Origin of the sequence: Microbacterium testaceum (assembly GCF_001476285.1) — a bacterium.
GTDB lineage: Bacteria > Actinomycetota > Actinomycetes > Actinomycetales > Microbacteriaceae > Microbacterium > Microbacterium testaceum_B.
In genome coordinates, this window is sequence record NZ_LDRU01000031.1 from 41024 (window position 1) to 67711 (window position 26688).

Sequence of the window (26688 nt, forward strand, 5' to 3'; positions counted from 1 at the left end):
TCTCCAAACGGGAAGAGGGCGCGAAAGCGCCCCCTCCCAGGTTACTGCGCGGGGCGGATTACCAGCAAAAGGTCTCCCGCTTCCACCTGCTGTGTGCTAGCGATCGCAACCCGCTCGACGACCCCGTCGACGGGTGACGTGATCGCCGCCTCCATCTTCATCGCCTCGATGGATGCCACGGCCTGACCGGCCGCGACCCGGTCGCCCGGGGCCGCTTTGAGCGTCACGACCCCCGAGAACGGGGCGGCGACCTGACCGGGCTTGGAGGTGTCGGCCTTCTCGGCCTGGCGGGCCTCGACGTCGATCGATCGGTCGCGGACGAACACGGGGCGGAGCTGTCCGTTCAGGGTGGTCATGACGGTGCGCATGCCCTTGTCGTCGGCCTCACCCACCGCCTCGAGCCCCACGAACAGCTGGACGCCGCGTTCGATCTCGACCGTGTGCTCGCCGCCCGCGCGCAGCCCGTAGAGGTAGTCGGCGGTGTCGAGCACGCTGAGGTCGCCGTAGGCGTCGCGGGTTTCCTCGAACGTCCGGGTGGGCCCCGGGAACAGGAGCCGGTTCAGTCGTGCACGCCGGTCCGCGGACTCCCCCGCCAGGGCCGTCGCGTCGTCATCGGTGAGCGGGGTCACCCCGATCTTCGCGTCTCGCCCGGCGAGCACCTTCGAGCGGAACGGCTCGGGCCAGCCGCCCGGAAGGTCGCCCAGCTCCCCCGCCATGAACGACACGACCGAGTCGGGCACGTCGTACTTCTGCGGGTTCTGCTCGAAGTCCGCCGGGTCGGCCTTGACCGCCGCGAGATGCAGAGCGAGGTCGCCCACCACCTTCGACGACGGGGTGACCTTCGGCACCCTCCCGAGGATGCGGTCGGCGGCCGCGTACATGTCCTCGATGAGTTCGAAGTCGTCGGCCAAGCCGAGGGCGATCGCCTGCTGCCGCAGGTTCGACAACTGCCCGCCCGGGATCTCGTGACGGTACACGCGACCGGTGGGCCCCGCGAGGCCCGACTCGAACGGACGGTACAGGTGGCGGACGGCCTCCCAGTACGGCTCGAGGTCGCTGACCGCGGACAGGTCGAGACCGGTGTCCCGCTCGGTGTGGGCGAGGGCTGCGACGAGGGCGGACAGCGACGGTTGGCTCGTGGTGCCCGCCATGGGCGCGGCGGCCGCGTCGACGGCATCCGCGCCCGCCGCCGAGGCGGCCAGCAGGGTCGCGAGCTGTCCTCCGGCGGTGTCGTGCGTGTGCACGTGGACCGGCAGGTCGAAGCGCTCGCGCAACGCCGACACGAGCTTCGCGGCCGCAGCCGGGCGGAGCAGGCCCGCCATGTCCTTGATCGCGAGGATGTGGGCTCCCGCATCGACGATCTGCTCGGCCAGACCCAGGTAGTAGTCGAGCGTGTACAGCTTCTCGGCCGGGTCGAGCAGGTCACCGGTGTAGCAGACCGCCACCTCGGCGACCGCGGTGCCGGTGTTCAGCACCGCGTCGATCGCGGGACGCATCTGCGAGACGTCGTTCAGGGCGTCGAAGATCCGGAAGATGTCGACTCCGGATGCCGCAGCCTCGGCGACGAAGGCATCCGTCACCTCCGTCGGGTACGGGGTGTAGCCGACCGTGTTGCGCCCGCGGAGGAGCATCTGGATCGCGACGTTCGGCAGCGCTTCGCGCAGCGCGTCGAGCCGCTCCCACGGGTCTTCGCCCAGGAAGCGGAGGGCGACGTCGTAGGTCGCGCCTCCCCACGCCTCGACCGAGAGCAGACCCGGGGTCATGCGGGCGACGTACGGCGCCACGCGGACGAGATCGCGGGTGCGGACGCGGGTCGCGAGCAGCGACTGGTGGGCGTCGCGGAACGTGGTCTCGGTGACGGCGAGGGCAGTCTGCTCGCGCAGGGCCTTCGCGAAGCCCGCGGGACCGAGTTCCTGCAGGCGCTGGCGCGATCCCGCGGGGGCCGGGGCCACGAGGTCGACCGCGGGGAGCTTGGCTCCCGGGTCGACGGAGAGCGGGTTCTCGCCGTTCGGGCGGTTGACGGTCGTGTCGACGAGCCACGACAGGATCTTGGTCCCGCGGTCCTTCGACTCGCGCCCACGCAGCAGCTCGGGACGCTCGTCGATGAACGAGGTGCTGAGGTCGCCGGCGACGAAGGCCGGATCGTCGAGGACGGCCTGCAGGAACGGGATGTTCGTCGAGACGCCGCGGATGCGGAACTCCGCCAGCGCGCGGCGGGCGCGGGCGACCGCCGCGGGGAAGTCGCGCCCGCGGCACGACAGCTTCGACAGCATCGAGTCGAAGTGGGGGCTCACCTGCGAACCCGCCGCCGTGGTACCACCGTCGAGACGGATGCCCGCTCCACCCGGTGAGCGGTACGTGGTGATCTTGCCCGTGTCGGGGCGGAAGCCCTGCGTCGGGTCTTCCGTCGTGATGCGGCACTGGAGGGCGGCGCCACGCAGGTGGATGTCGCCCTGCTCGAGGTGCAGGTCGGCGAGCGTCGCCCCCGCGGCGATGCGCATCTGCGACTGCACGAGGTCGACGTCGGTGACCTCCTCGGTGACCGTGTGCTCGACCTGGATGCGGGGGTTCATCTCGATGAAGACGACCTCTCCCGCTCGGGGTCCCGCGGTCTCGAGGAGGAACTCGACCGTTCCCGCGTTCTGGTAGCCGATCGACCGCGCGAAGGCGACCGCGTAGCGGTGCATATCCTGACGGACCGCGTCGTCGAGGTTCGGAGCCGGCGCGATCTCGATGACCTTCTGGTGGCGCCGCTGCACCGAGCAGTCGCGCTCGAACAGGTGGACCGTCTCGCCCGTGGCATCCGCGAGGATCTGCACCTCGACGTGACGCGGGCGCTGCACGGCCTGCTCGAGGAACATCCGCGGGTCGCCGAACGCGCTCTGCGCCTCGCGCATCGCCTCGGCGAGGGCCGGCGCGAGTTCGCCGAGCGTCTCGACGCGACGCATGCCGCGGCCTCCCCCACCGGCGACGGCCTTGGCGAAGAGCGGGAAGCCGATCTCGTCGGCCTGCGCCAGCAGCGCGTCGATGTCGTCGGAGGCCGGCGTCGACCGGAGCACCGGCACGCCCGCGGCGATCGCGTGCTCCTTCGCGGTGACCTTGTTGCCCGCCATCGAGAGCACCTCCGCCGGCGGGCCGATGAACGTGATGCCGTGCGCGGCCGCCTTCTCGGCGAGCTCCGGGTTCTCGGACAGGAAGCCGTAGCCGGGGTAGATGGCATCCGCTCCGCACTCCCGAGCGACCCGGATGATCTCGTCGACGTCGAGGTACGCGCGGACGGGGTGACCCCGCTCGCCGATCTGGTACGCCTCGTCGGCCTTCAGGCGGTGGAGCGAGGCGCGATCCTCGTACGGATAGACCGCGACCGTGCGCGCACCGACCTCGTAGGCGGCGCGGAACGCGCGGATCGCGATCTCCCCGCGATTGGCGACCAGGATCTTCGAGAACATGCGCACCTCACGTCAAGCTGGGAGAGCTGAATGTGCTCACAGCCTAGGGGACGGTAACGTAGACCCTCGTGCACGTACTCTCCGTCAGCTCTTTGAAAGGCGGGGTCGGCAAGACGACCGTGACGCTCGGGCTGGCATCCGCCGCCTTCGCACGTGGCGTTCGCACTCTTGTCGTCGACCTCGACCCCCAGTCCGACGTGTCGACCGGCATGGACATCTCGGTCGCCGGCCGGCTCAACATCGCCGACGTCCTGGCGAACCCGAAAGAGAAGGTCGTCCGCCAGGCCATCACCACCAGCGGGTGGGCGAAGGTCCACCCGGGCACGATCGACGTCCTCATCGGCAGCCCCTCGGCGATCAACTTCGACGGCCCGCACCCGAGCGTCCGCGACGTGTGGAAGCTCGAGGAGGCCCTCGCGACCATCGAGAGCGAGTACGACCTCGTCCTCATCGACTGCGCCCCCTCGCTCAATGCCCTCACGCGTACCGCGTGGGCGGCGAGCGACCGCGTCATCGTCGTGACCGAGCCGGGCCTGTTCTCCGTCGCCGCCGCCGACCGCGCCCTGCGCGCGATCGAAGAGATCCGTCGCGGGCTCTCCCCCCGCCTCCAGCCACTCGGCGTCGTCGTCAACCGCGTGCGCCCGCAGTCGATCGAGCACCAGTTCCGCATCAAGGAGCTGCGCGACATGTTCGGCCCGCTCGTCCTGAACCCCCAGCTGCCCGAGCGCACCTCGCTGCAGCAGGCACAGGGTGCCGCGAAGCCGCTCCACGTGTGGCCCGGAGACTCGGCGCAGGAGCTCGCCGCCGATTTCGACGCGCTGCTGGACCGGATCGTGCGCACCGGTCGCATCCCGGTCGAGGGCGACGCTCCCTCGGCCTGAGCCCGCCCCTCCCCGGCCGAGTGCTCGTCGCCGGGCAGCGTGACCTCGCGCCAGCCCGTTCCCGTACCGTCACGCGGAGAACCCGGCCGACACGCCGGCACCCGGCATCCCGAACCGGCGTGTCGACCACGACCTCCGCATGACGGCCCACCCCAGACCCAGACCCGAGCCACGGCGACACCCCCGGCCCCGGTGCAGCGCGCGGCCGACACCCGCGCCACCCGTACCGTCACGCGGAGAACCCGGCCGACACGCCGGACACCCGGCATCCCGAACCGGCGTGTCGACCCCGGCCTCCGCATGACGGCACACCCCAGACCCAGCGGGCCTCAGCTACACGCCGGACGGACGCCGAGGCGTGGACCGACGGGCCCGGAACCGGGGCATGCCCGGACCGGCCCGACGAAAGAACCCCGGATGCCACGGCACCCGGGGTTCGAGAAGCGTCGGGGTCAGGCCGTGCGTGCGGCGCGACGCGCGGCGAGTTCGTCGACCGCGTCGGCGGATGCGGCCTCGAAGTCGACGAGCGTCGACTCGACCTCGCGCAGGACCTTGCCGACGGCGATGCCGAAGACACCCTGGCCGCGGCTCACGAGGTCGATGACCTCGTCGTTGGAGGTGCACAGGTACACCGAGGCGCCGTCGCTCATCAGTGTCGTTCCGGCGAGGTCGCGGATACCCGCGGCGCGGAGCTGGTCGACGGCCGTACGGATCTGCTGGAGCGAGATGCCGGTGTCGAGGAGGCGCTTGACGAGCTTGAGCACGAGGATGTCGCGGAAGCCGTAGAGACGCTGCGATCCGGAACCGCTCGCTCCGCGGACGGTGGGGACCACGAGTTCGGTGCGAGCCCAGTAATCGAGCTGACGGTACGTGATGCCGGCGGCGCGTGCGGCCACCGCTCCGCGGTAGCCGGTGTCGTCGTCCATCTCGGGCAGACCGTCGGTGAAGAGGAGCTCGGTGGCGAACCGGGGTTCACCGACTGTGTCGCCAGCGGTCATGCTCGCGTCCCTCCTCATCGGCTCGATATCCCCACGCTAGATCAGCCATGCGCCCGCGGCAATGACATCCGGTCGGAGCGCTTCGGCGTGTCGCGCTCAGGACAGCATCCGGTCGATGGCGTCGCGCACGAAGAGGCTTCGCACCTCGTCGAGACGCGCGGCGAGTTCGGGCGCGAGTTCGCTCGCCCGGGCCCGGGATGCCGCATCTGGGCGTCGCAGGAGCGCGGACAGCGCGGACTCGACCAGGGCGGCCTCGCGCTCGGCGCTCTGGCGGAGAGAGCGCACGTGGCGCGGCTCGATGCCGTGACGGTCGAGCGCGACGAGCGTGCGCAGGAGCGAGACCGTCTGCTCGGGATACGACTCGGCGGCCGTGATCACGCCGGTGCTGATCGCGTCGTTGAGAAGCTGCGGGCCGGCTCCGGTCGTGGCGAGGAGCTCGTCACGGCGATAGCGACGGGGCGTCGCGGTCATCGACGGCATCGACGTCGGCGGAGCCGGGTTTCGCCCGGCGTCGAGATCGGCCAGGTAGTCGCGGATAACCGCGAGCGGGAGGTAGTGGTCGCGCTGGAGCGTCAGCGCCATGCGAAGCCGCTCGAGGTCGGCCGCGGAGAACTTGCGATAGCCCGACTCGGTCCGCGTCGGCGACACGATGCCCTGCACCTCGAGGAAGCGAAGCTTGCTCGAGGTGAGCGCGGGGAAGTCCGGCGTGAGGCGCGCCAGCACCTGGCCGATGCTCAGCAGCCCCGAGGCCGCCGGACGACCGCGGGCGGGGGCTGCCGCCATCAGTTGTCTGCCGGCGGCAGATCGACGGGCGAGACGAAGAAGTTGAGACGGAACTTGCCGATGCGCACCTCGGCACCGTTGGCGAGCACCGAGCGGTCGACGCGCTCACCGTTGACGTAGCTGCCGTTCAGCGACCGCTGGTCGACGATCTCGAACGAGGTGCCCGAACGCGTGATCTCGGCGTGACGGCGCGAGACCGTGACGTCGTCGAAGAAGATGTCGGCCTCGGGGTGACGCCCGACCGTCGTGACGTCGGTGTCGAGCAGGTAGCGCGCACCGGTCGTCGGACCCGAGCGGACGATGAGGAGGGCGACGCGCGACGGCAGGGCGTCGATCGCCTCCAGTTCGGCCTCGTTGAGGTCGGCACCGAAGGGGACGAAGGACAGATCGGCGTCGTGGCCGAACGTCTGCGTCGTGTCGTGCGACCGCTCCGACGCGGGGGCGTCGGCCGCGCGACGGATGTCGTCGCGCTCGAATCTGCGTGTCTCGTCCACGGCTTCTCCTTCTTCTTCACCATCACCGATCGATCCGACGTGAACGGTCGAACCGACCTCGCGCGGTCGTGGTGGGGGCTTCGTCTGTGCTGTTGTCTCGACGCCGAGCATCGCTGTTCGGGTTGCGCCGATCGCCCGACGGGACACTCGAACCTACCGATCACACGTCCGCCGTGTCGAGTCCGTTGCCCCGCTCCACCCTGACGCACCGTGGAACGATGCGCATCGAGGCGAAGCGTGGACAGTCGAACAACACCAATTCTTTCACCTCGCCGACCTCTCGTCGTCCCCCTCACCTCCTTCGCGTCCGGGGAACGCGCTCGAGCCCCGTGCCTTCTCTGTCGTTAGGGTCGAAGGGTGACTTCCTCCGCACCCCGCCGTCGCGTGTCCGCCTTCGTCGCGAGCCTGCTGGTCGCTCTCGTCGCCCTTCTCGTGCTCCCAGCGAGCCCCGCGTTCGCGCACGACGAACTGGTGTCGACGGACCCGCCCGCTGACGCGGTGCTCGACGCACTTCCGGAACAGATCACGTTCACCTACAGCGCAGACATCCTCACCGAGCAGGGCACGGCCGTCGTCGAGGTCACCGACGCCACCGGCGCCTCGCTCACGGAGGGGACGCCGGTCGTCTCGGGCACCGACGTGACGCAGACGCTGGCGGGCTCGGCATCCGGTGCCGTCACCGTGAAGTGGCGCGTCGTCTCGAGCGACGGCCACCCGATCGACGGCACCTTCTCGTTCACCGTGAACGCGGCGACCCCGACACCGACGGCGACCGCGTCGACGCCCACCGCGACCCCGACCGCACCGGCGACCACGACCCCGACGGCGACGACCCCGGATGCCACGGCGACACCGTCCGAGACCGCCTCGAGCGCGTCTCCCCTGCCGTGGATCCTCCTCGTGGTGGCGCTCGTGATCGTCGCCGGAGCGATCGTGTGGCTCTTCGTCGCGAGGGGGCGGAGCGGGTCGTCGGGAGGCGGTTCCACGGGCACCGCCGGACGATAGGATTTCCTCATGCCTCATTACGATCTGGTCATTCTTGGTGCGGGTCCCGGCGGGTACGTGGCTGCAGTGCGCGGAGCGCAGCTCGGCCTGTCGGTCGCGATCGTCGAAGAGAAGTACTGGGGCGGTGTCTGCCTCAACGTGGGCTGCATCCCCTCGAAGGCGCTGCTGCGCAACGCCGACCTCGCGCACACCTTCCACGCCAAGGCCGACCTGTTCGGCATCTCGGGCGACGTGCACTTCGACTTCGGCAAGGCGTTCGACCGTTCCCGGTCGGTGGCGGCCGGCCACGTCAAGGGCATCCACTACCTGATGAAGAAGAACAAGGTCACCGAGCACGAGGGCCGCGGATACTTCGCCGACGACCACACGCTCGATGTGACCCTGACCGACGGCTCCAAGGAGCAGGTCACCTTCGACAACGTCATCATCGCCACGGGTTCTACCGTCCGCCTCCTTCCCGGCGTCACCCTGAGCGAGAACGTCGTGACCTACGAGGAGCAGATCCTCAACCGCGAGCTCCCCTCCTCGATCGTCATCGTCGGTGCCGGCGCGATCGGCATGGAGTTCGCCTACGTCATGACGAACTACGGCGTGAAGGTCACGATCATCGAGTTCCTCGACCGCGCCCTGCCCAACGAGGACGCCGAGGTCTCGAAGGAGATCCAGAAGCAGTACAAGGGCTACGGCGTCGACATCCTCACCTCGACCAAGGTCGAGTCGGTCACCGACCACGGCGACAAGGTCACCGTCGCGTACACCGCGAAGGACGGCTCGCAGGGCTCGATCGACGCCGACCGCGTGCTCATGTCGATCGGTTTCGCCCCCAAGGTCGAGGGCTTCGGCCTCGAGAACACCGGTGTGAAGCTCACCGAGCGCGGCGCGATCGACATCGACGACCACATGCGCACGAACGTGCCGCACATCTACTCGATCGGCGACGTCACCGCGAAGCTGCAGCTCGCCCACGTGGCCGAAGCGCAGGGCGTCGTGGCCGCGGAGACCATCGCGGGCGCTGAGACCCAGACCCTCGGCGACTACCGCAACATGCCGCGCGCCACCTTCTGCAACCCGCAGGTCGCCTCGTTCGGCCTCACGGAGCAGCAAGCGCGCGACGCCGGCCACGACATCAAGGTCGCGAAGTTCCCCTTCTCGGCCAACGGCAAGGCGAACGGCCTCGGCGAGCCCGTGGGCTTCGTCAAGCTCATCGCCGACGCCGAGACGCTCGAGCTCATCGGCGGCCACCTGATCGGTCCGGATGTCTCCGAGCTCCTGCCCGAGCTGACCCTCGCGCAGAAGTGGGACCTCACCGCTCTCGAGGCGGCCCGCAACGTGCACACCCACCCGACACTGTCGGAGGGTCTGCAGGAGGCGTTCCACGGCCTCGTGGGGCACATGATCAACCTCTGATCGCCGACACGAAAAGGCCCGCCCGGTTCTCCCGGCGGGCCTTTTCGTTTTCGTTGCCCCGGATGGGGGCTCGGGTTCTCAGTGGCCGAGCGTGCGGGCCAGTTTGGACCCGGATGCCGCGGGGCGACCGCCCGCGGCGAACACCGCCGCGTCGACCGCGGCGAAGAACCCCGCGCGGGCCTCGTCATCGGCGGGACCGGCGGGGCCGAGCTCGACCTCCCACTCACGCCACGCGGATTCGACGCCACGACGCTCGTCCGTCGCGCGGACGCGATCGTCGACGAATTCGGCGACCTCTCCCCCGTCGGCGTCGAGGAGCGCATACGCCGTGCGGTGATTCCGCACCCGCGCGAGCGGCGTGAACGGCGGCGCGGCGATCGAGGCGACGGCATCCTGAACCGCCGGAGGCACGACCGGCTCGGCGTCGGGATCGACGTCGGCCTCGAGGGGCCACTGCGTCTCGGTGCGCCCCCCGGCCTGCGCGGGACCCTTCACGTGCCACCCGGCGTCGGGACCACCGAAACGGCGGCGCACCGCGACGCCTGCGCGAGCGAGGTCGGCCGCGGGGGTGTCGAGGTACCGCGCGTCGAGATCACGCGGCTCGGGCTCGCCGACGCGCACGACGCCGGGAAGCGCCGACCAGTCGGGAAGCGGTGTGGTCTCGTCGACGTCGTACTTCGACTCGACCTCGACGCTCGAGGCCCCGTGGGAGCCTGCGCTCAATCGTCGCGCCCGTCGACGTCGGGGTTGATGTCTTCGGTCTCTTCGACGAAGGCGAAGACGGCCTGGGTCGGGCCGTCGGACTCGCCCGTGTGCTCGAGGCCGCCCTCGCGGCGGTAGACCAGCTGACCCTCGCTGTAGGGCATGATCAGCGTGTCGTCGGACTCGTTCTCGAGCGGGAGCACCTGCCCGTCGAGCGGGCCCCCGGTCAGTCGTGCAATAGCCATATCGTCAGCGTAGACCGCCCCTCCGACACCGCCGGGCGCCTTGACAGGGCTGGCCTAGAATCGCTCGGGTGACGACGACGGACCTGCCCGGGGAGCGACCGTTCGTCTTGCTCGCCACCCGCGCCGAAGACCGCCCGGCCGACGAGGAGTACGCCCTCTTCCTGCGCTACACCGGCCTCCCACCCGAGCGGCTGCTCCGTGTGCGGCTGGAGCGCGACGCCATGCCGGACCTCGACCTCGATGAGGTCTCGGGCATCCTCGTCGGCGGCAGCCCGTTCAACGCGTCGGACCCTCTCGAGAAGAAGTCCGCGGTCCAACGTCGGGTCGAGGCCGAGATGGGCGCGCTCGTCGACGACGTGGTCGCGCGCGACCTCCCCTTCCTGGGCGCGTGCTACGGCGTCGGGACGCTGGGAACCTACCTGGATGCCGAGATCGACGGCACCTTCTCGGAGCCGATCAGCGTGGTCGACGTGACCTTGACCGATGCCGGTCGCGCGGATCCCCTCGCCGTCGGGATGCCCCGCACCTTCGCGGCGTTCGTCGGCCACAAGGAGGCGATCACGACGCTGCCGCCGCGAGCGACCCTGCTGGCGTCGTCACCGACGTGCCCGGTGCAGATGTTCCGGGTGGGCGAGAACGTCTACGCGACGCAGTTCCACCCCGAGCTCGACGTCGACGGGATCGTCACGCGCATCCACGCGTACGCGGCGTTCGGATACTTCGCCGCCGACGAGCTGGACCTCACGCTCGCGGCGGTGCGGCGTGCTCCCGTCCACGCTCCCTCGCGCCTGCTCCGCACGTTCGTGGAGCGGTACGCGCGCTGAGGTCGCGTCCCCGGCGCGCGGGAGGTCGTCTCGTCGTGGCGCGTGACGTCAGGCGCGCGTGCGGGGATCCTCCCGGACCACCTCGATCGCGGCTGTCACGGCGGGGTGCGCGCGCCGCAGGTAGGGCTCGAGTCCGAGGTCGACGAGGTGCACGCGCCCGGCGAGCCCGGGCCCGCGCCCGCGCACGAGGCCGGCCTTCAGGGCACCGAACGTGACCGTGACATCGGCGGGGAGGACGATGGCATCCGCGGTCCCGTCGTCGGGGTCGAGGCCGCTCGGCACGTCGACGGCGACGACGCGCGGCCGGTCGGGAAGCGCCAGGAGGCGCTCGACGAGGGCACGGGCGCTCCCCCGGAGCCGACGGTCGGCGAGGCGTCCGATGCCGAGGATGCCGTCGAGGACGAGGGCGTACTCATCCACGTGGGTGGAGGCCTCCGACACGGAGACGACGCGTGCACCCGCGGCCACCGCCGCGTCGAGGGCTTCGCGGTGGACGCGGTCGCGGACGAGGACGACGTCGACGCGGTCGGCCACGGCGACCAGATCGGCGGCGGCGAACAGCGCATCGCCCCCGTTGTCTCCCGCGCCGGCGAGAACGAGGACCGCACCCGGGGCGACGCGGAGCTCGGCGATCGCGACGTCGGCGAGAGCCCGAGCCGCCCAGCGCATGAGGGGACGCCCCTCGGCCAGAAGCGGGGCCTCGGCGGCACGGACGGCGTCGGCGGTGTAGGCCGCGACCCGCGCGGCAGCGGACTCAGCCACGGGATGCCGCCCGCTCGGCGTCGTCCTCACGATCCGCCGCGGCGGGGTCGTTCTTCGCGAGCGTCTCGCGCTCCTTGGCTTCCGCCTCGCGGGCGGCCTCCAGCTCGCCCGTGGCGGCCCGCACCGCTTTCTCGGCACGGCGGACGCGGAACTGGATCAACGTGGTCGCGCCGTACTTCGCGCGCACCCGGTCGTGGTCTTCTTCGGTCGCGACCGTGATCCAGGCTCCGGCGATGAGGATGACCTGGCTCGACAGGTTGAGCCACAGCAGCAGCGCGATGAGCGACGCGAACGTGGTCAGCAGCGGGTTGTTGCCCGCCCCGCCGACGAACAGGCCCGACAGCTGCTGCAGCACGACCAGGCCGACACCTCCGAGCAGCGCACCGCGCCACAGCGTGCGGCGACGGGTCTTCACGCCCGACAGCGCAGCGAACGCGACCGCCACCGCGGCGGTGTCGAGCGCCAGGACGACGATCGTCGAGAGCGCCCACGTCAGCACGGCGGTGACCCACGAGTCCGCGGAGATGCCGAGGAGACCGCGCACGAAGGTGAGACCGGCCGTCGCGAGGAACGTCACGAGGGCGGCCCCCACGAGCGCGATACCGATGCCGACGGCGACGGCGAGATTGCGCACGATGACGAGGACGGGGAGCGTGTCGTCGGTGGTCACTCCCGCGATCTGGCGGAGGGCCGTCCGCAGGGAGCCGATCGCACCGATCGCCGCGCCGAGCAGACCGACCGTCGCGATCACGCCCGCGATGGTGAACTCCGTCGGCGCTTTGATCTCGCTGACGTCGAGCAGCCCGTCGGTGCCGACCAGCCCGGGCACGACGTTGTTCACCGACCGCTCGAGCGCGGCGAGGCCCTCGGGGTTGCCCGAAAGCCAGACCGCGGCGGCGGAGAAGCCGAGCAGCACCGCGGCGAACAGGCTGAAGAGGGTCCGGTAGGTGACGCTGTCGGCGAGCGTGGGCCCCCGCGCGCCCGAGTAGACGAGGAAGGCGCGCACGAGGCGGAGCGACAGAGCCCACGCGGTGACGCGACGGATGAGGTCGGCCATGGCCTCAGCGTATCGAGGCGAACCACCCTGCTCATCGGGGGTTGACCGCCGCGCCCGGCGCCGACAGAACTCGCTCCGGCCCGCCGATCGTCGCCGTCACGGCCCCGTGATCACCCGCCACCACGCGCCGAACAGCAGGAACGGCCCGAACGCGATCGACCCGCCTCGCGCCCCGGCGAGCAGGACGCCCGCGGCACCGATCCCGCCCGCGAGGAAGGCGAGCGCGATTCCGGATGCCACGGCCTCGAGGCCCTGCCACCCGAGCACCGCCCCGCAGAGGGCCGCCAGCTTGACGTCTCCCCCGCCGAACGCCGCCGGCCGCGCGAGGTGCACCGCGAGACACCCCGCGAATGCGCTGAGGGTTCCGGCCGCGATCCCCGCGAGCCGACCGGGCTCGCCGATCGCGAACGCGGCGCCGCCCAGCAACACCACCACCGCGGCGCCGCCCGGCACCAGGATCGCGTCGGGGAGGCGTCGGGTCTGTACGTCGACCATCGCGAGCACCACGCTGAGACCCGCGAACACCGACAGAGCGGCAGCCAGAGGCCATGGCATCCGGGGCCTCAGGCGTCGAGCACGAGAAGGTCGACGACGACGATGTCGCCGGGAGAGATGCCCTCGGCGTCGCGCACGGCGCGTTTGAGGGGAAGAACGTAGACCCCGCCGGCCTGGGGGAAGATCGACGTGCGGAAGACCGAGCCGCCGATCGTCGCGTCGACGCGGACACCGCCGAAGCCTCGGCGGAAGGTCTGCGTCTCGCGGATGTCGTCGCTCAGCTCGGGCGGAAGGGCCACGAAATACCAGTCGCTGTCGGTGCGAGCCTCCCACCGGTAGACATCGCCCTCGAAACGCACGATCACGTGGTGCTCCTTCCGTCGCTGGTCACCCTACGGGGGACCTCCGACGCCGGCTCGGCGTTCTCCCCTGTGCAGAAGGAGTGCGACGTGGCTTCCGGTCGCCCGCACAGCGCGTGAGGGCAGGATCACAGGAGAATCCCGGCCGCCCGCGCCGGCTCGGCGTACGCGCGCGCGAGGGTCGCGACCGTGTCGTGGGCGTTCAGGCCGCTCGGATTGGGCAGGACCCACGTGGGGACCCCGGCGATCTCGTCGTCCTGCCGCCCCGCGACGGCTTTCGGGTGCGGGAAGCCCTCGCGGTACGCCGTCAGCCCGACCACCGCGATCGCGCGCGGACGCCACGCGGCGACGCGCTCCGTCAGCGCCGCCGCCCCGGCTCGCAGTTCCTCGCGCGAGAGCTCGTCGGCGCGCGCCGTCGCCCGGGCGACGAGGTTCGACACGCCGAGCCCGGCGCCGAGGATCATGCTCCGGTCCGCGTCGCTCAGCGGCTCCGCGTACCGCGGGAGGCGCGGCAGGATCCCCGCCTCGACGAGCGCCGGCCAGAAGCGATTGCCCGGCCGCGAGAAGGGTGTTCCGGTCGCCGCCGTCCACAGGCCGGGGTTGATCCCGACGAAGAGCAGCCGGACCCCGGGCTCGACGAGGTCGGGGATCGTGGCATCTCGGTACGACTCCAGCTCGGCACGCGTATACCCCATGAGACCACTATGACCATTACTGCAGCGGGATCCGGCTCATCTGCCAGGATCGGAGGAATGGATGCCGTGCCCGCGCTCACCGAGGTCCCCGCGCCGCAGTTCGTCATCGTCGGCGACAACTTCCGGCTGGCGACGTACACGTGGGGCGACCCCGACGCGGAAGCCGTCCTGTGCGTCCACGGCTTCGGGTCGAGCACGCGCGACAACTGGGTCAACACGGGGTGGGTGCGCGACCTCTTGCGCGCCGGCTTCCGGGTCGTCGCCGTGGATCAGCGCGGACACGGTGCGAGCGACAAGCCGCACGACGCCGCGTCGTACACGATGCCGACGCTCGTGAGCGACCTCGTCGCGGTCCTCGACACCTATCTGCTGGATTCGGTGCGCTACCTGGGCTATTCACTCGGCGGCCGGGTGGGGTGGCAGCTGGCCGTCGACGCGCCCGAACACGTCGAGCGGGCGGTGCTGGGCGGCATCCCGGACGGTCGTCCGCTGGCCCGGCTGAAGGTCGACCAGGCTCGCGCGTTCCTGGACCACGGCACGCCGGTGGAGGATGCCACGACCCTCCGCTACGTCTCGCTCGCCGAGCGCGTACCCGGCAACGACCTGCGGGCCCTCGTCGCGATCGCGGAGGGCATGCGGCTCGGCGAGACCGATCCCGACCCCGCGTCGCCGCCGCAGCAGCCGGTGCTCATCGCGACGGGGACCGAGGATCCGATCCACGATCAGTCGCAGCATCTCGCCTCGCTCCTGCCGCACGGCGAGTTCGCCGACATTCCCGGCCGTCACCACGTGAACGCGCCGGGGGCGCGGACCTTCCGCGAGGCCGGGGTGGAGTTCCTCTCGCGCGAGAGCTGAGCCTGAGCCCCGCCGCGCCGAGGGCTCATCACCCGCAGTCGTACACCGTGCCGGGCGCGGACGCGTCGACCGTGCAGTTCTGCTCGACCCACTGGCGGATCTGCGCCGAGGCCGTCTCCGTGCTCGAGGAGCCGCCGGATCCGGCCGCGCCTCCGCCGCCTCCCGTTCCGCCGAAGCCCGTCCCCCCGAATCCCGCCGCGCCGCCACCCGCCCCGCGGTCCTCGCCGCCGATGACGTACCGGATTTCGCCGGACTGGACGAGCGAGACGAACCTGTCGAGCGTCGGGACGTCGTCGCTGCCGTTGAACCCACCGATCGGAAGGATCGACGCCCCGTCGGTCGCGAGGATGAGGGATGCCGCCTGCTGGGCGCCGAAGGTGGCCGCGACGTAGGTCGATCCCGTGTCGCGCGCCTCCAGCCAGGCGACGAGCTCGCTGTCGGCGCTTTGGGCCATGCCCTGCCGGCCGCCGGCGCCCGGCGTCGTGCCGTTTCGTCCGCTCCCCGGAACCGTCCCCGAGCCACCCGACGCGAAGCCGGAGCGGGGACCGCCCTGACCGCCGCCCTGCGCGGTGCCCTGACCGCCGGCCTGGCCACCGCCCTGGCCACCGCCCTGCCCACCGGCCTGCGCGCCGCCCGGGAACGAGCCGCCGTCGGTGCGGGCGCCTGTTCCCTGTCCGCCGGGGCCCCGACCCGCGCCGCCGAAGCCGCCGGCCGACATCTCGGACACGCCGCCGGCGACGGGGTTGATCGAACTCGGGTGCGCGATGGTGACCGCGGACCACACGGTCGGCGTGAGCAGGAGCCCCACGACCATCGCGACCGTGGTCATCATGCGCGCGCGGTGGCGCGAGAGGAGCAGCGCGACCGCCACGGCGGCGGCCGCGGCCTGAACCAGCGAAACGGGGATGCTGTAGCCGCCGTACGAGAAGCCGAAGATCACCGCGGTGAGCCCCGCGACACCGACGATCGCGATCTGCGGCCAGACCGTGCCCGCCCGATGTGCGGCGGTGAGCGCGACGGCTACGACGAGGGCGAGCGGGATCGCGAGAGCCGCCGTGTAGAACTGGTGCATCCCGGCCACGGTCGAGAACATCGCCGCGAAGGTGAACGTCCAGACCGTCAGCAGCACGGTGAGCGGCCGCGGGAAACGGAGGATCCAGAGCACGACGATGCCGATCAGCGCTGCCGGGATCAACCAGGCGATCTGCCCGGCCAACTGCGCGTTGAACAGGCGCAGGATGCCCGGGTCGCCGGAGAAGGGCGGCGTGAAGGACTCGTAGGTCGTGCTGTCGGCCGTCGCGCCGAAGCGCCCCAGACCGTTGTACCCGAAGACCATCTCCCACGGGTTGTCGCCGATCGTGCTGCCGATGTAGGGCCGGCTGCCGGAGGGGATGAGCGAGACGATCGCCACCCACCAGAGCGACGTCGCGAGGCTCACCGCTCCCGCGACGGCGAGGTGCACGAGACGCCGCCCCCACGCCTGACGGGTGCAGAGGTAGGCCGCCGCGAGCGCGGGCCAGACCGCCCACGCCTCGAGCATGTAGAACTGGAAAGACAGGCCGATGAAGGCTCCCGCCGCGACGAGCCACCCGACGCTCTTCGTCTGGACCGCCCGCACCGACGCCCACGCCGTCAACGACAGGCCGAAGACGAAGAACGACTCCGGCTGGTTGGACCGCGAGACGGCGACGAGGATCGGGGTGACGGCGACGATCGCCCCGGCGAGAAGACCCGCGCGGATCCCCGCGAGGCGTCGGGCCGTGACGGCGGTGATGAGCGCGGCGGCCGTGGCGGCGAGCGCGTTGGGCAGGATGACCGTCCACGCCGAGTACCCGAAGACCCGCACGAACAGCGCGGGGATCCAGAACGAGCCGGGGATCTTGTCGAGGGTGACCGTGCCCGCGGGGTCCACGGCGCCGAAGAAGAAGTTCGACCACGACCGGCTCATCGACAGCGCGATCGACGCGTAGTACTCGGACGGTGCGCCCGCCCAGACCTGCCATCCGCTGAGGATCAGTGCCAGGGTGCCGACCCCGATCAGACCCCACATCCAGGTCCGCCGGCGAGGGGCGGGTGGAGCCTCGGCCTCGCGGGGCGGGGCGGAGGGCGAGTCGAGGGTGGCGGTCATGCCGGGATGGTAGGCAGGCGTTCACTCACGGTTGCTTCAGCGCACCTATGAGCCAGACGTGTATCAGGCCGCGACGGGTGAGCCGGTGTCCCCGTCTCCGTGCGCCTGTCCGCGCGCCTCCCCGCGCGCCCGTCCGTGCGCGACGCGCCGCGGAACGGGGCGGGTCACGACGCGGCGACCGACAGCTTCGGTGAGGACGGCGCTTTCGTCGCCACGGCCTGAAGCCCGACGCGCACCGTCTGCCCCGGCGCGAGCGTCGACGCCCAGTCGGCACTCTGGCACGTGACCGTCGTGCCGGAGAGGCGGCAGCTCATGCCCCAGGCGTTCGACACCGAGGTCGTCCCGGGAGCCTCGAACGAGACCTGCCAGCGCGAGACGGGGCCCGTCGCCGTCACCTCGACCTCGGCGACGTAGCCCTCGCCCCACGCGCTCTGCGGGATCCACGACGCCGTGATGCCTGCCGGCCGGGGCGAGGCGGATGCCGGAGGCCGGGGGCTCGAGGTCGGCTTCGGCGTGGTCGTGGGCTTCGGCGTGGCCGTGGGCTTCGGCGTCGCGGTCGGCTTCGGGGTCGACGTCGGCTTCGGTGTGACCGTCGGCTTCGGCGTCGCGGTCGGCTTCGGGGTCGACGTCGGCTTCGGGGTCGACGTCGGCTTCGGCGTGACCGTCGGCTTCGGCGTCGACGTCGGTTTCGGGGTGGACGCGGGCGACGGGGTCAGAATGGGCCGGAGCGCGGCGAGCTTGGCCGTCTGCCACGTCCGCCAGTCGTCGGTGACGAGGCCGCCGGTGTCGCCGCTGTTCGGGTTGAACGACCAGTAGGCGTAGCTCATCTTCGTCTTGGCGAGATAAGCGACGAGGGTCTTCAGCCAGGCCCGATCGCTCTCGGTCTCGAGTTTCGTGCCGAACTCACCGAGCAGCACCGGCGCGATGTTCTGGCGCACGAGGTAACCCCAGTTGGCATCCCAGATCCCCTCGAGATTGTCGGGGTAGTTCGGTGCCGAGAACCACGGCTGCTGGTGCACCGTGGCCGGGTAGTCGTGCGGGGAGTACACGACGCGGTTCTTCACCGAGAGCGTGACCGGGGCCGAGCGGACGTCCTTGAGACCGCCGCCCCACCAGGTCGCCGTGCCGTCGCCCTGGTTCTCGACGCCCTCCACGATGATCAGCAGCTTCGGGTTGACCGACAGGACGGCGTTGCCGGCCCGCGTGGCCGCGGCGCGCCAGTCGCGTGAGGCGTCACCGCAGTTCCAGCAGGCAGGGCCGTGCGGCTCGTTGTGCAGATCGGCACCGATCACGGCGGGCTCGTTCTTGTAGCGCGCCGCGAGCATCTTCCAGTCGTCGATCCAGCGCTTCTCGCTGTACTGAGAGGTGTACCAGAGCTCGCTCTGCGCGCCCGAGTCGGGGCGGTGACGATCGAGGATCACCGACAGGCCGTGCGCCTTCGCCCGGGCGATGACGGTGTCCATGAGCTTCAGCGGCGACAGCGAGATCAGTCCGGGATTGACCGCCGCGTTGATGGAGTTCGAGCTCTTCGCCGCGAGGCACTCGTTCGAGAAGGGCAGCCGGATGGTGTTGAAGCCCATGGCGGCGATGGCATCCAGTCCCTCGTCGAGCGAGATCGACCAGAGCCCGTGCGGGGCGCAATTGGACGTCTCCATCCCGAACCACGCCGTCGCCTTGATCACGTAGGGCGAACCGGATGCCGTGACGATCGTCGACCCCTTCGTCGACAGCCAACCCGGCACCGACGCCGCGGTCGCCGCCGGCACGACGGCACCCGCGATCATCATCGTCGCCGCCGCCGCGACGGCGGCGAGACGCGCTCGCGCGCGCCGCCACCGCATGGTCGTCTTCCGCACCCTTGGCCCCCGCCTTTCCGGCACATCCTATGTCGTCCCGAGGGTCACGAGGCGTGCGCGCGATGCACGGCCACGGCGAGGTGGAGGGCGGCGAGCACCTCACCGTCGTCGAGGCGCACTCCGAGGATCTCCTCGAGGGCGTCGAGACGCTGGTAGAAGACCGATCGCGACACGTGCGCCGCGGTCGCCGCCGCCGTGCGATTGCCGGGATGGGCCACCACCGCGGCGAGGGCATCGAGGAGGTCGTCCCGTCGCGCTGCGGGAAGGTCGAGGACGGGCGCGAGCATCGACTCGGCGTGGGCGAGCAGGCGGTGGTCGCCCCGCAGCGCCGCCACGAATCGTCGAAGCGGATGCCGCCGCACCCACATCACGCCCGACTCGCCCATCTCCCCCGACTCGGCGAGGTCGAGAGCCTCGTGCGCCGAATCGAGCGTGCGCACGAGCATGTCCTCGGGGGCGGCCGGATCGACCCGCGGTCCCACGACCAGGCGCACCCGACCGCCGGTGCGCAGTGCCGCGAGGAAGCGGTCGACCGTCGCCCCCGCGAAGGTGGTCGTGGACGGGAGGGCCAGGAGCACCGGCATCCATCCCTCGGCGGGCTCGTCGGCGCGGCGTGGGGTGCCGCAGAGGGCGCGCGCGCCGACCTCGGCCGCCGCGGCTTCGATGGTGGCTGCGCCGGCCCCGCTCACGGCGAGGCCCAGCATCGCCATCCCCTCCGACAGCAGCCCGGCGGCCGAGAGACGCACCGCGGCCTCGGGGAGGGATCCGTAGCGGTCGGCGACGAGATCGTCGACGAGACGGCGACGCCCGAGGTGCACCCAGTCCTCGCCCGCGGGGTCGGCGAGCCGACCCAGAGCGAGGGCCGTGGCACCCTGCTCGAGCACCGCGAGGCGCCCGGCCGGGTGGGCGGGACCCGCCAGGGCGACGAGCGAGCCCCAGCGCGTGCCGCGCGCCTGCACGGGAACGACGGTCCGCGAATCGTCGGGAACGCGTCCGGACAGCCGCGAGCGTTCCTGCCACCCCTCGAGAACGACGTGGTCGACGCCCGCGAGGTCGGCGACGACCACCTCGTGCGCGAGCGACTCGAGGATCACCGGAGCGCGCAGGGTGCGCGCGAGGCGCTCCACCACGTAATCGGCCGGCGCGCCGCGGAGGGCGAGTTCGGTGAAGAGGCTCCGCACCTCGTCGCGAGCGCGGAGGGCCGCCGTCTGATCGTCGATGATCCGTCGGTGCACCTGCTCGGTGACGGCGACGAACTTGACCTCTCGGTGCAGGGCGATGAGGACGAGACCGGCGGAACGCGCCGCATCCACGACGACCGCCGGCACGTAGCGGTAGTGCGCCCCCAGCTCGATCACGATGCCCACCAGCCCCGCCGCCGCGAAATCCGCGACGAGGGCGCGCAGGTCGTCGGGGTGCTCGGGCCACGCGGAGGCCGTCGTGAGCAGCAGCTCTCCCCCGTCCAGCAGGCGACCGACCCCGGGGCTGTCCGAGACGTGCACCCAGCGGACCCGTGAGCCCAGGGCCTCTTCGCAGGCCAGCACCTCCGGCATCCCCTGGGCGAGACCCGGCATCTCCAGAGCCTCGGCGAGGGTCGGGAGACCGGAGTCCTCGACCACCGGACGATCTGTCCGGTGGGTCTCGGATTCGCGACGATCAGACACGTGCGTTCCCTCCCGGACACCCGAAGAATCAATGTCACACACCCTAGTGCGCGCCCGGTCGGAGTGTCCGGGATCGCTCAGCCGAGGAGGACACGCATGACCCTGATCCGCCACCACATCGCCGGAGCCGCGCAGGGCACCGACGCACGGACGGGAGACGTCTTCGACCCCGCGACCGGCGAGGTGCAGGCGCACGTCGCGTTCGCCACCACCGCCGAGGTCGACGAGGCCATCGCCGCCGCGAAGGCGGCGCTCCCCGCGTGGCGGGCGACGAGCCTGATCAAGCGCGCCGACGTCTTCTTCCGTCTGCGCCACCTCCTCGTCGATCGCACCGACGAGCTCGCGGCCATCATCACCGCCGAGCACGGCAAGGTGCTCTCGGATGCCAAGGGCGAGATCAGCCGCGGCATCGAGAACGTCGAGTTCGCCGCGGGTCTCGTGCACCTCCTCAAGGGCGAGCACGCCGAGCAGGTCAGCCGCGGCGTCGACGTGCACTCCGTCAAGCAGCCCGTGGGTGTCGTCGCGGCCATCACCCCGTTCAACTTCCCCGTCATGGTCCCGCTGTGGATGACGGCATCCGCCATCGCGTGCGGCAACACGGTCGTCCTGAAGCCCAGCGAGAAGGACCCGTCGGCATCGCTGTTCCTCGCGAAGCTGTTCGAGGAGGCCGGGCTTCCCGCCGGTGTGCTCAACGTCGTGCACGGCGACAAGGTCGCCGTCGACGCGCTGCTGGACTCCCCGGACGTCCGCGCGGTGAGCTTCGTCGGCTCCACGCCGATCGCGAAGTCCATCTACTCGCGCGCGGCCGAGAACGGCAAGCGCGTGCAGGCCCTCGGCGGGGCGAAGAACCACATGGTCGTGATGCCCGACGCCGACCTCGACTCGGCCGCCGACGCCGCCGTCTCGGCCGCCTACGGCTCCGCCGGTGAGCGCTGCATGGCCGTCTCGGTGCTGGTCGCCGTGGGCGACGACGTCGCCGACGCGCTGGTGGAGAAGGTGGCATCCCGCATCGAGGGCCTCAAGATCGGCCCCGGAACGGATGCCGCGAGCGAGATGGGTCCGCTCATCACGCGCGAGCACCGCGACAAGGTCGCCTCGTACGTCACGGGAGCGGCGGCCGAGGGCGCCGAGGTCGTCGTCGACGGCACGACGCAGGAGTTCGAGGGTGACGGCTTCTTCATCGGCGTCTCGCTCGTGGACCGGGTCGCGCCGGGCATGAAGGTGTACGACGACGAGATCTTCGGACCCGTGCTCTCGGTCGTGCGCGTCACGACGTACGACGAGGCCGTGGAGCTCATCAACTCCAGCCCCTTCGCCAACGGCACCGCCGTCTTCACGCGCGACGGCGGCACGGCACGCCAGTTCGAGTTCGACATCGAGGTGGGCATGGTCGGCGTCAACGTGCCGATCCCCGTGCCGGTCGGCGCGTTCTCGTTCGGAGGCTGGCGCAACTCGCTCTTCGGCGACTCGCACATCTACGGCCCCGAGTCGATCCACTTCTACACGCGCAGCAAGGTCGTCACCACCCGCTGGCCCGACCCGAGCGAGAGCCAGATCAGCCTCGGCTTCCCGAGCAACCACTGAGTGCGGAAAGGTACAGTCATGACCCTCACTTCGCCCGATCTCGACACTGACGCCCGCGTCCGCGCGAACGACCGCGGCCACGTCTTCCACTCGTGGAGCGCCCAGGCGCTCATCGACCCCCTGCCGGTCGCCGGCGGCGAGGGCGCGACGTTCTGGGACTACGCCGGCAACAGCTACCTCGACTTCTCGTCGCAGCTGGTGAACCTCAACCTCGGGCACCAGCATCCCGACCTCGTCGCGGCGATCCAGCGGCAGGCGGGCGAGCTCGCGACCATCCAGCCCGCGATGGCGAACGACGTGCGCGGCGAACTCGCGCGGCGCATCGCCGAGGTCGCCCCCGAGGGCATGTCGAAGGTCTTCTTCACCAACGGCGGGGCGGATGCCAACGAGAACGCGGTCCGCATGGCGCGGCTGGTCACGGGTAAGCGCAAGGTGCTCGCGATGTACCGCAGCTACCACGGCAACACCTCGACCGCGATCACCCTCACGGGCGACCCGCGCCGCTGGGCGAATGAGCCGGCCGACGCCTCGGTCGTGCACTTCTTCGGTCCGTACGCGTACCGGTCGGCCTTCCATTCGGCATCCGAGGAGGAGGAGACCGCCCGCGCGCTCGAGCACCTCGAGCAGACGATCATCCTCGAGGGGGCGTCGACGATCGGCGCGATCATCCTCGAGACCGTCGTCGGCACGAACGGCGTGCTCGTGCCGCCGCCGGGCTACCTCCCCGGGGTGCGCGCCCTGTGCGACAAGTACGGCATCGTCTACATCGCCGACGAGGTCATGGTCGGCTTCGGGCGCATCGGCGAGTGGTTCGCGGTCGACGCGTTCGACGTGGTCCCCGACCTCATCACCTTCGCCAAGGGCGTGAACTCGGGCTACGTCCCGCTCGGTGGCGTCGTCATCTCCGACGCGATCGCCGCGCACTTCGACACCGTGGCGTTCCCCGGCGGCCTCACCTACTCGGGCCACCCGCTCGCGTGCGCGCCCGGCGTGGCCACGTTCGAGGTGTTCGAGCGCGACGGGATCCTCGAGCGCGTGCGCGACCTCGGCGAGCGCGTCGTCGAGCCTCGGTTGCGGGCGATGGCCGAGAGGCATCCGTCCGTCGGAGAGGTGCGCGGACGCGGACTGTTCTGGGCGATCGAGCTCGTGCGCGATCGCGAGACGCGCGAGCCGCTCGTCCCCTTCAACGCGGCGGGACCGGCGGCGGCCCCGATGACGGCGTTCGCGGCGGCGTGCAAGAAGGCGGGTCTCTGGCCCTTCACGCACTTCAACCGCGTGCACGTCGCCCCTCCCCTCGTCATCACGGAGGAGGAGCTGGTCCGCGGTCTCGACATCATCGACGAGGCGCTCACGGTCGCCGACGAGGCAGCGGCATCGTGAGAGTGCTCCACAACGTCGTCGCCGGCGCGTCGGTCGCCTCCGAGGGCACCCTGCTCGACCTCGTCAGCCCCGTGACGGGCGAGGTGTACGCGCAGGCACCCGTCTCGACGGATGCCGAAGTGGATGCCGCCGTCGCGGCCGCCGCGGCCGCGTTCCCGGCGTGGAAGCGCGCGACGCCGGCGGAGCGCCAGCTCGCGCTGTTCCGTCTCGCGGACGCGCTCGAAGCGCGGGCGGAGGAGTTCGCCGACCTCGAGTCGGAGGACACGGGGAAGCCGCGCGCCACGCTCGTCGCCGACGAGATCGTGCAGTCGGTCGATCAGCTGCGGTTCTTCGCCGGGGCGGCGCGCGAGCTGAACGGTCGCGCCGCGGCGGAGTACGCGGAGGGGTTCACCTCGTACGTGCGTCGCGAGCCCATCGGCGTCGTGGCGCAGGTGACGCCGTGGAACTACCCGCTGAACATGGCGGTGTGGAAGATCGGCCCCGCGATCGCCGCGGGCAACACCGTGGTGCTCAAGCCCAGCGAGACGACCCCGCAGACCACGGTGCTGCTCGCCGAGATCGCCGCGGAGTTCCTGCCCCCGGGCGTCTTCAACGTCGTCCTCGGTGACCGCGACACCGGTCGGGCGCTCGTCGAGCATCCGACGCCGCAGCTCGTCGCGATCACCGGGTCCGTCCGCGCCGGGATGCAGGTCGCGGCCTCGGCGGCACAGGGCCTCAAGCGCGTGCACCTCGAGCTCGGCGGCAAGGCGCCCGCGATCGTCTTCGCCGACGCGGACCTCGAGGCCGCGGCATCCGGGATTGCCGAGGCCGCGTTCTTCAACGCAGGTCAGGACTGCACGGCGGCCACGCGCCTGCTCGTGCATTCGTCGTTGCACGATGCGTTCGTGGAGCGCCTCGTCGCGTACGTGGAGCAGAACGTCCGCGTCGGAGCCCCGGACGATCCGGACGCGTTCTTCGGGCCGGTGAACAACCCCGACCAGCTGGCGCGCGTGGAGGGATTCATCGATCGACTCCCCGCGCACGCGCAGGTCGCGACCGGCGGCACGCGCGTCGGCGGCACCGGGTGCTTCTTCGCGCCGACGGTCGTCACCGGACTCCGCCAGGACGATGAGCTGGTGCAGCAGGAGGTCTTCGGGCCCGTCCTCGCGGTGCAGTCGTTCGAGACCGAGGAGGAGGCTCTCGAGCTCGCGAACGGCGTGCCGTACGCCCTCGCCGCCTCGGTCTGGACGCGCGACAACGGCCGCTCGCTGCGTCTCAGCCGCGACCTCGACTTCGGGTGCGTCTGGATCAACGCGCACATCCCGTTCGTCTCGGACATGCCGCACGGCGGGTTCAAGCACTCCGGGTACGGCAAGGACCTGTCGATCTACGGCTTCGAGGACTACACGCGCCTCAAGCACGTGATGGCGAGCCTCGCGTAGCGCCAGGGACGCGGCGCTCAGCCGCGCGCCGCGTCCCTGGTGTAGTGCGCGATCTTCTCGTCGAGAACGGCGATCGCCGTCTGCAGGCGTTCGACCCGACCACTGAGTTCGGCTCGGTGCCCGGAGAGGAAGGTGATCCGGTCGCCGCTCCCGCCCTCACGCAGCAGAACGGTGAACTCGCGGAGATCGGCGATACCGAGGCCGGCGTCACGGAGACAGCCGATCAGTCCGATCCAGAAGAGATCGTCCTCCGAGTACGACCGGTGCCCGCCCGTGGTTCTCGCCACCGGACCGATGAGGCCCTCGCGCTCGTAGTACCGCAGGGTGTCGAGAGAGAGTCCGGTTCTCACCGCGGCCTCCGCGGGCGTCCAGGTACTGGTCATGGGTCTCCTCGGGGACGGTTCACCGCGCGGCGGCGAAGCGTGCCATCTGATCATCCTGGAGCGTGACCTGCGTCGCGTCCAGCGCCTCGTCCAGCTGCGAGGGATTGCTCACGCCGATGAGCGGACGGATTCCCTGGTGCAGCAACCAGGCGAGGACGACCTGGTGGCGCGTCGCCCCGGTCTCGGCCACCACCTCGTCGAGGACCCTCAGCACCTCCGTCGTCCCGGGGTGCTCGTACGCGGGAGGGAACGGCCTGTCAGCGCGCGCGTAGCCGCCGTGGAGCAGAGGGGTGTACGCCCACACCTCGAGTCCTTCGGCGCGCGCGTAGTCCAGGTCGTCGGCCGCGAGGAGCCGGTGGCCCGCATCGGGCAGGGCGGCACCCGGCCGTGGCTGGACGAGCGAGTGCCGGAGCTGCAGCGCCGACCAGGGCTCGACGCCGGTCGACCGCGCGATGGAGCGCGCCTGCTCGATCCGCCAGGCGGGATGGTTCGCCGCCCCGATCCGGGCGACGACACCGCGACCGACGAGGTCGCCGAACGCGCCGACGGTCTCGACCAAGGGCACGTCCCTGTCCTCGGCGTGCGCCCACAGGAGGTCGACCCTCTCGACACCCAGCCGTTCCAGACTGCGGGAGAACCCATCGACCACGGCGGAGGCGGACAGCCCCTCCGCGGACTCGGGCCAGCGATGCGCGACCAGCGGGTCCTGCCGCACCTTCGTCGCGATCCTTACCTCGCCACGGACCCCGCTCCTCGACCGCAGCCACTCTCCGATCGTCCGCTCGCTCGCACCGCCGAGGCCCGAGGGGTCCATCCAGAACGCGTAGCAGTTCGCGGTGTCGAGCCATCGTCCGCCGCGGGCGACGAACCGATCCATGATCGCGAACGCTCCGTCCCGGTCGACCGTCGTCCCGAAGGCCATCGTCCCGAGAACGATCTGATCCACCGTCTTCTTTGCTGACATATGCCCATCCTTCGAGCTGGAGCGCACTCCAGGTCAAGCGACGACGGTTTCCGCTGTGTTTCGGTGCTTTAAATTCCGAATTCATCATTGATATCCCGATTGATCGGCTGATACCGTCGCCCATCATGAGTTCCGTCACTGATCGTCCCGTCACGCTCGACCGCGTGTCAAAGGCGATCGTCGAGCAGTTGCAGGAAGACGGTCGGCGGTCGTACGCCGAGATCGGCAAGGCCGTCGGTCTCAGCGAGACGGCGACGCGTCAGCGCGTGCAGAAGCTGCAGGATGCCGGCATCCTGC

At 71.0% G+C, this 26688-nt stretch carries 25 protein-coding genes; 9 read left to right on the forward strand and 16 right to left on the reverse strand.

The features are described 5' to 3' along the window. Nucleotides 1–41 precede the first annotated feature (41 nt). Nucleotides 42–3449 (reverse strand): pyruvate carboxylase, encoded by a 3408-nt coding sequence (locus NS283_RS06290; RefSeq protein ID WP_058596026.1) that lies wholly within the window; start codon nt 3447–3449, stop codon nt 42–44. A 68-nt stretch (nt 3450–3517) separates the two neighbouring features. Between NS283_RS06290 and NS283_RS06295 the strand changes: the two genes are divergently transcribed. Next, nucleotides 3518–4330 (forward strand): ParA family protein, encoded by an 813-nt coding sequence (locus tag NS283_RS06295; protein ID WP_058596027.1) that lies wholly within the window; start codon nt 3518–3520, stop codon nt 4328–4330. 452 nt (nt 4331–4782) lie between these two features. Here NS283_RS06295 and NS283_RS06300 read toward each other — a convergent pair whose 3' ends face one another. The 3 genes from NS283_RS06300 to NS283_RS06310 all read right to left on the reverse strand — a co-directional run bounded on the left by NS283_RS06300 (nt 4783) and on the right by NS283_RS06310 (nt 6605). Beyond that, nucleotides 4783–5328 carry a MerR family transcriptional regulator gene (locus NS283_RS06300; RefSeq protein WP_058596028.1) on the reverse strand — a complete coding sequence of 182 codons (546 nt, stop codon included), beginning with the start codon at nt 5326–5328 and terminating at the stop codon, nt 4783–4785. A 96-nt stretch (nt 5329–5424) separates the two neighbouring features. Then, nucleotides 5425–6111 carry a transcriptional regulator FtsR gene (gene ftsR / locus NS283_RS06305; protein ID WP_058596029.1) on the reverse strand — a complete coding sequence of 229 codons (687 nt, stop codon included), beginning with the start codon at nt 6109–6111 and terminating at the stop codon, nt 5425–5427. Beyond that, complete coding sequence (locus NS283_RS06310) at nt 6111–6605, reverse strand: FHA domain-containing protein (protein ID WP_058596047.1); 495 nt, start codon at nt 6603–6605, stop codon at nt 6111–6113. The genes ftsR and NS283_RS06310 overlap by 1 nt, the downstream gene beginning before the upstream one ends. A gap of 357 nt (nt 6606–6962) precedes the next feature. On the opposite strand from NS283_RS06310, the gene NS283_RS06315 reads away from it, so the two are divergent. Together NS283_RS06315 and lpdA are read left to right on the forward strand one after the other, a co-directional pair. Beyond that, on the forward strand, nt 6963–7610 hold the full coding sequence (locus NS283_RS06315) for a copper resistance CopC family protein (protein WP_081317281.1): 648 nt from the start codon (nt 6963–6965) through the stop codon (nt 7608–7610). A 9-nt stretch (nt 7611–7619) separates the two neighbouring features. Further along, the gene (gene lpdA, locus NS283_RS06320; protein ID WP_058596031.1) at nt 7620–9017 is read left to right on the forward strand and encodes a dihydrolipoyl dehydrogenase; all 1398 of its coding nucleotides are present in this window, start codon (nt 7620–7622) and stop codon (nt 9015–9017) included. A gap of 78 nt (nt 9018–9095) precedes the next feature. Here lpdA and NS283_RS06325 read toward each other — a convergent pair whose 3' ends face one another. After that, nucleotides 9096–9740 (reverse strand): CYTH domain-containing protein, encoded by a 645-nt coding sequence (locus NS283_RS06325; RefSeq protein WP_058596032.1) that lies wholly within the window; start codon nt 9738–9740, stop codon nt 9096–9098. Further along, nucleotides 9737–9964 carry a hypothetical protein gene (locus NS283_RS06330; RefSeq protein WP_058596033.1) on the reverse strand — a complete coding sequence of 76 codons (228 nt, stop codon included), beginning with the start codon at nt 9962–9964 and terminating at the stop codon, nt 9737–9739. Before NS283_RS06330 ends, NS283_RS06325 begins: the two co-directional genes overlap by 4 nt. A 68-nt stretch (nt 9965–10032) precedes the next feature. Between NS283_RS06330 and NS283_RS06335 the strand changes: the two genes are divergently transcribed. Further along, nucleotides 10033–10788, forward strand: coding sequence for a glutamine amidotransferase (locus NS283_RS06335; protein ID WP_081317282.1), 756 nt, complete (start codon nt 10033–10035; stop codon nt 10786–10788). 48 nt (nt 10789–10836) lie between these two features. On the opposite strand, the gene NS283_RS06340 is transcribed toward NS283_RS06335, so the two are convergent. From NS283_RS06340 to NS283_RS06360, 5 genes are all read right to left on the reverse strand, one after another. Beyond that, the gene (locus tag NS283_RS06340; protein ID WP_058596034.1) at nt 10837–11550 is read right to left on the reverse strand and encodes an NAD(P)H-hydrate epimerase; all 714 of its coding nucleotides are present in this window, start codon (nt 11548–11550) and stop codon (nt 10837–10839) included. Then, on the reverse strand, nt 11543–12607 hold the full coding sequence (locus NS283_RS06345) for a YhjD/YihY/BrkB family envelope integrity protein (RefSeq protein WP_058596035.1): 1065 nt from the start codon (nt 12605–12607) through the stop codon (nt 11543–11545). Before NS283_RS06345 ends, NS283_RS06340 begins: the two co-directional genes overlap by 8 nt. A 96-nt stretch (nt 12608–12703) precedes the next feature. Continuing rightward, the gene (locus NS283_RS06350) at nt 12704–13162 is read right to left on the reverse strand and encodes a prepilin peptidase (protein WP_081317283.1); all 459 of its coding nucleotides are present in this window, start codon (nt 13160–13162) and stop codon (nt 12704–12706) included. A gap of 8 nt (nt 13163–13170) precedes the next feature. Continuing rightward, the gene (locus tag NS283_RS06355; RefSeq protein ID WP_058596037.1) at nt 13171–13467 is read right to left on the reverse strand and encodes a DUF1905 domain-containing protein; all 297 of its coding nucleotides are present in this window, start codon (nt 13465–13467) and stop codon (nt 13171–13173) included. Between the two features lie 122 nt (nt 13468–13589). Next, entirely contained in the window at nt 13590–14156 is a 567-nt protein-coding gene (locus NS283_RS06360; protein WP_058596038.1) for a mismatch-specific DNA-glycosylase, read from the reverse strand. A gap of 57 nt (nt 14157–14213) precedes the next feature. On the opposite strand from NS283_RS06360, the gene NS283_RS06365 reads away from it, so the two are divergent. Next, complete coding sequence (locus tag NS283_RS06365; protein WP_058596039.1) at nt 14214–15011, forward strand: alpha/beta fold hydrolase; 798 nt, start codon at nt 14214–14216, stop codon at nt 15009–15011. Nucleotides 15012–15039: 28 nt separating this feature from the next. On the opposite strand, the gene NS283_RS06370 is transcribed toward NS283_RS06365, so the two are convergent. The 3 genes from NS283_RS06370 to NS283_RS06380 all read right to left on the reverse strand — a co-directional run bounded on the left by NS283_RS06370 (nt 15040) and on the right by NS283_RS06380 (nt 20659). After that, nucleotides 15040–17139 (reverse strand): glycosyltransferase family 39 protein, encoded by a 2100-nt coding sequence (locus tag NS283_RS06370; protein WP_058596040.1) that lies wholly within the window; start codon nt 17137–17139, stop codon nt 15040–15042. Between the two features lie 164 nt (nt 17140–17303). Next, complete coding sequence (locus tag NS283_RS06375; protein ID WP_058596049.1) at nt 17304–18980, reverse strand: cellulase family glycosylhydrolase; 1677 nt, start codon at nt 18978–18980, stop codon at nt 17304–17306. 59 nt (nt 18981–19039) lie between these two features. Further along, a complete protein-coding gene (locus NS283_RS06380) occupies nt 19040–20659 on the reverse strand; it encodes a PucR family transcriptional regulator (protein ID WP_241492199.1) in 1620 nt (539 codons plus the stop codon). Nucleotides 20660–20755: 96 nt separating this feature from the next. Here NS283_RS06380 and NS283_RS06385 point away from each other — a divergent pair, with 96 nt between their 5' ends. Genes NS283_RS06385 through NS283_RS06395 form a run of 3 tightly spaced genes read left to right on the forward strand, consistent with a single transcriptional unit; the run spans nt 20756 to nt 25044 of the window. Then, on the forward strand, nt 20756–22243 hold the full coding sequence (locus tag NS283_RS06385; RefSeq protein ID WP_058596041.1) for a CoA-acylating methylmalonate-semialdehyde dehydrogenase: 1488 nt from the start codon (nt 20756–20758) through the stop codon (nt 22241–22243). 18 nt (nt 22244–22261) lie between these two features. Continuing rightward, nucleotides 22262–23623: an aspartate aminotransferase family protein gene (locus NS283_RS06390; RefSeq protein ID WP_058596042.1), complete on the forward strand. Its 1362-nt coding sequence runs from the start codon at nt 22262–22264 to the stop codon at nt 23621–23623. Further along, the gene (locus NS283_RS06395; protein ID WP_081317284.1) at nt 23620–25044 is read left to right on the forward strand and encodes an aminobutyraldehyde dehydrogenase; all 1425 of its coding nucleotides are present in this window, start codon (nt 23620–23622) and stop codon (nt 25042–25044) included. Before NS283_RS06390 ends, NS283_RS06395 begins: the two co-directional genes overlap by 4 nt. A gap of 17 nt (nt 25045–25061) precedes the next feature. On the opposite strand, the gene NS283_RS06400 is transcribed toward NS283_RS06395, so the two are convergent. Together NS283_RS06400 and NS283_RS06405 are read right to left on the reverse strand one after the other, a co-directional pair. After that, nucleotides 25062–25427 (reverse strand): MerR family transcriptional regulator, encoded by a 366-nt coding sequence (locus tag NS283_RS06400; protein WP_058596043.1) that lies wholly within the window; start codon nt 25425–25427, stop codon nt 25062–25064. Nucleotides 25428–25446: 19 nt separating this feature from the next. Beyond that, a complete protein-coding gene (locus NS283_RS06405) occupies nt 25447–26391 on the reverse strand; it encodes an aldo/keto reductase (RefSeq protein WP_058596044.1) in 945 nt (314 codons plus the stop codon). 125 nt (nt 26392–26516) lie between these two features. Between NS283_RS06405 and NS283_RS06410 the strand changes: the two genes are divergently transcribed. Continuing rightward, nucleotides 26517–26688: Lrp/AsnC family transcriptional regulator (locus NS283_RS06410; protein WP_153003294.1), on the forward strand; the 172-nt coding region annotated here is incomplete at its 3' end.

Coding starts and splice junctions, on each gene's coding strand:
- NS283_RS06400 (WP_058596043.1), bottom strand. CDS start 25,427: ATGACCAGTACCTGGACGCCCGCGGAGGCCGCGGTGAGAACCGGACTC.
- NS283_RS06385 (WP_058596041.1), top strand. CDS start 20,756: ATGACCCTGATCCGCCACCACATCGCCGGAGCCGCGCAGGGCACCGAC.
- NS283_RS06345 (WP_058596035.1), bottom strand. CDS start 12,607: ATGGCCGACCTCATCCGTCGCGTCACCGCGTGGGCTCTGTCGCTCCGC.
- NS283_RS06350 (WP_081317283.1), bottom strand. CDS start 13,162: ATGCCATGGCCTCTGGCTGCCGCTCTGTCGGTGTTCGCGGGTCTCAGC.
- NS283_RS06405 (WP_058596044.1), bottom strand. CDS start 26,391: ATGTCAGCAAAGAAGACGGTGGATCAGATCGTTCTCGGGACGATGGCC.
- NS283_RS06370 (WP_058596040.1), bottom strand. CDS start 17,139: ATGACCGCCACCCTCGACTCGCCCTCCGCCCCGCCCCGCGAGGCCGAG.
- NS283_RS06300 (WP_058596028.1), bottom strand. CDS start 5,328: ATGACCGCTGGCGACACAGTCGGTGAACCCCGGTTCGCCACCGAGCTC.
- NS283_RS06330 (WP_058596033.1), bottom strand. CDS start 9,964: ATGGCTATTGCACGACTGACCGGGGGCCCGCTCGACGGGCAGGTGCTC.
- NS283_RS06390 (WP_058596042.1), top strand. CDS start 22,262: ATGACCCTCACTTCGCCCGATCTCGACACTGACGCCCGCGTCCGCGCG.
- NS283_RS06360 (WP_058596038.1), bottom strand. CDS start 14,156: ATGGGGTATACGCGTGCCGAGCTGGAGTCGTACCGAGATGCCACGATC.
- NS283_RS06290 (WP_058596026.1), bottom strand. CDS start 3,449: ATGTTCTCGAAGATCCTGGTCGCCAATCGCGGGGAGATCGCGATCCGC.
- lpdA (WP_058596031.1), top strand. CDS start 7,620: ATGCCTCATTACGATCTGGTCATTCTTGGTGCGGGTCCCGGCGGGTAC.
- ftsR (WP_058596029.1), bottom strand. CDS start 6,111: ATGGCGGCAGCCCCCGCCCGCGGTCGTCCGGCGGCCTCGGGGCTGCTG.
- NS283_RS06375 (WP_058596049.1), bottom strand. CDS start 18,980: ATGCGGTGGCGGCGCGCGCGAGCGCGTCTCGCCGCCGTCGCGGCGGCG.
- NS283_RS06365 (WP_058596039.1), top strand. CDS start 14,214: ATGGATGCCGTGCCCGCGCTCACCGAGGTCCCCGCGCCGCAGTTCGTC.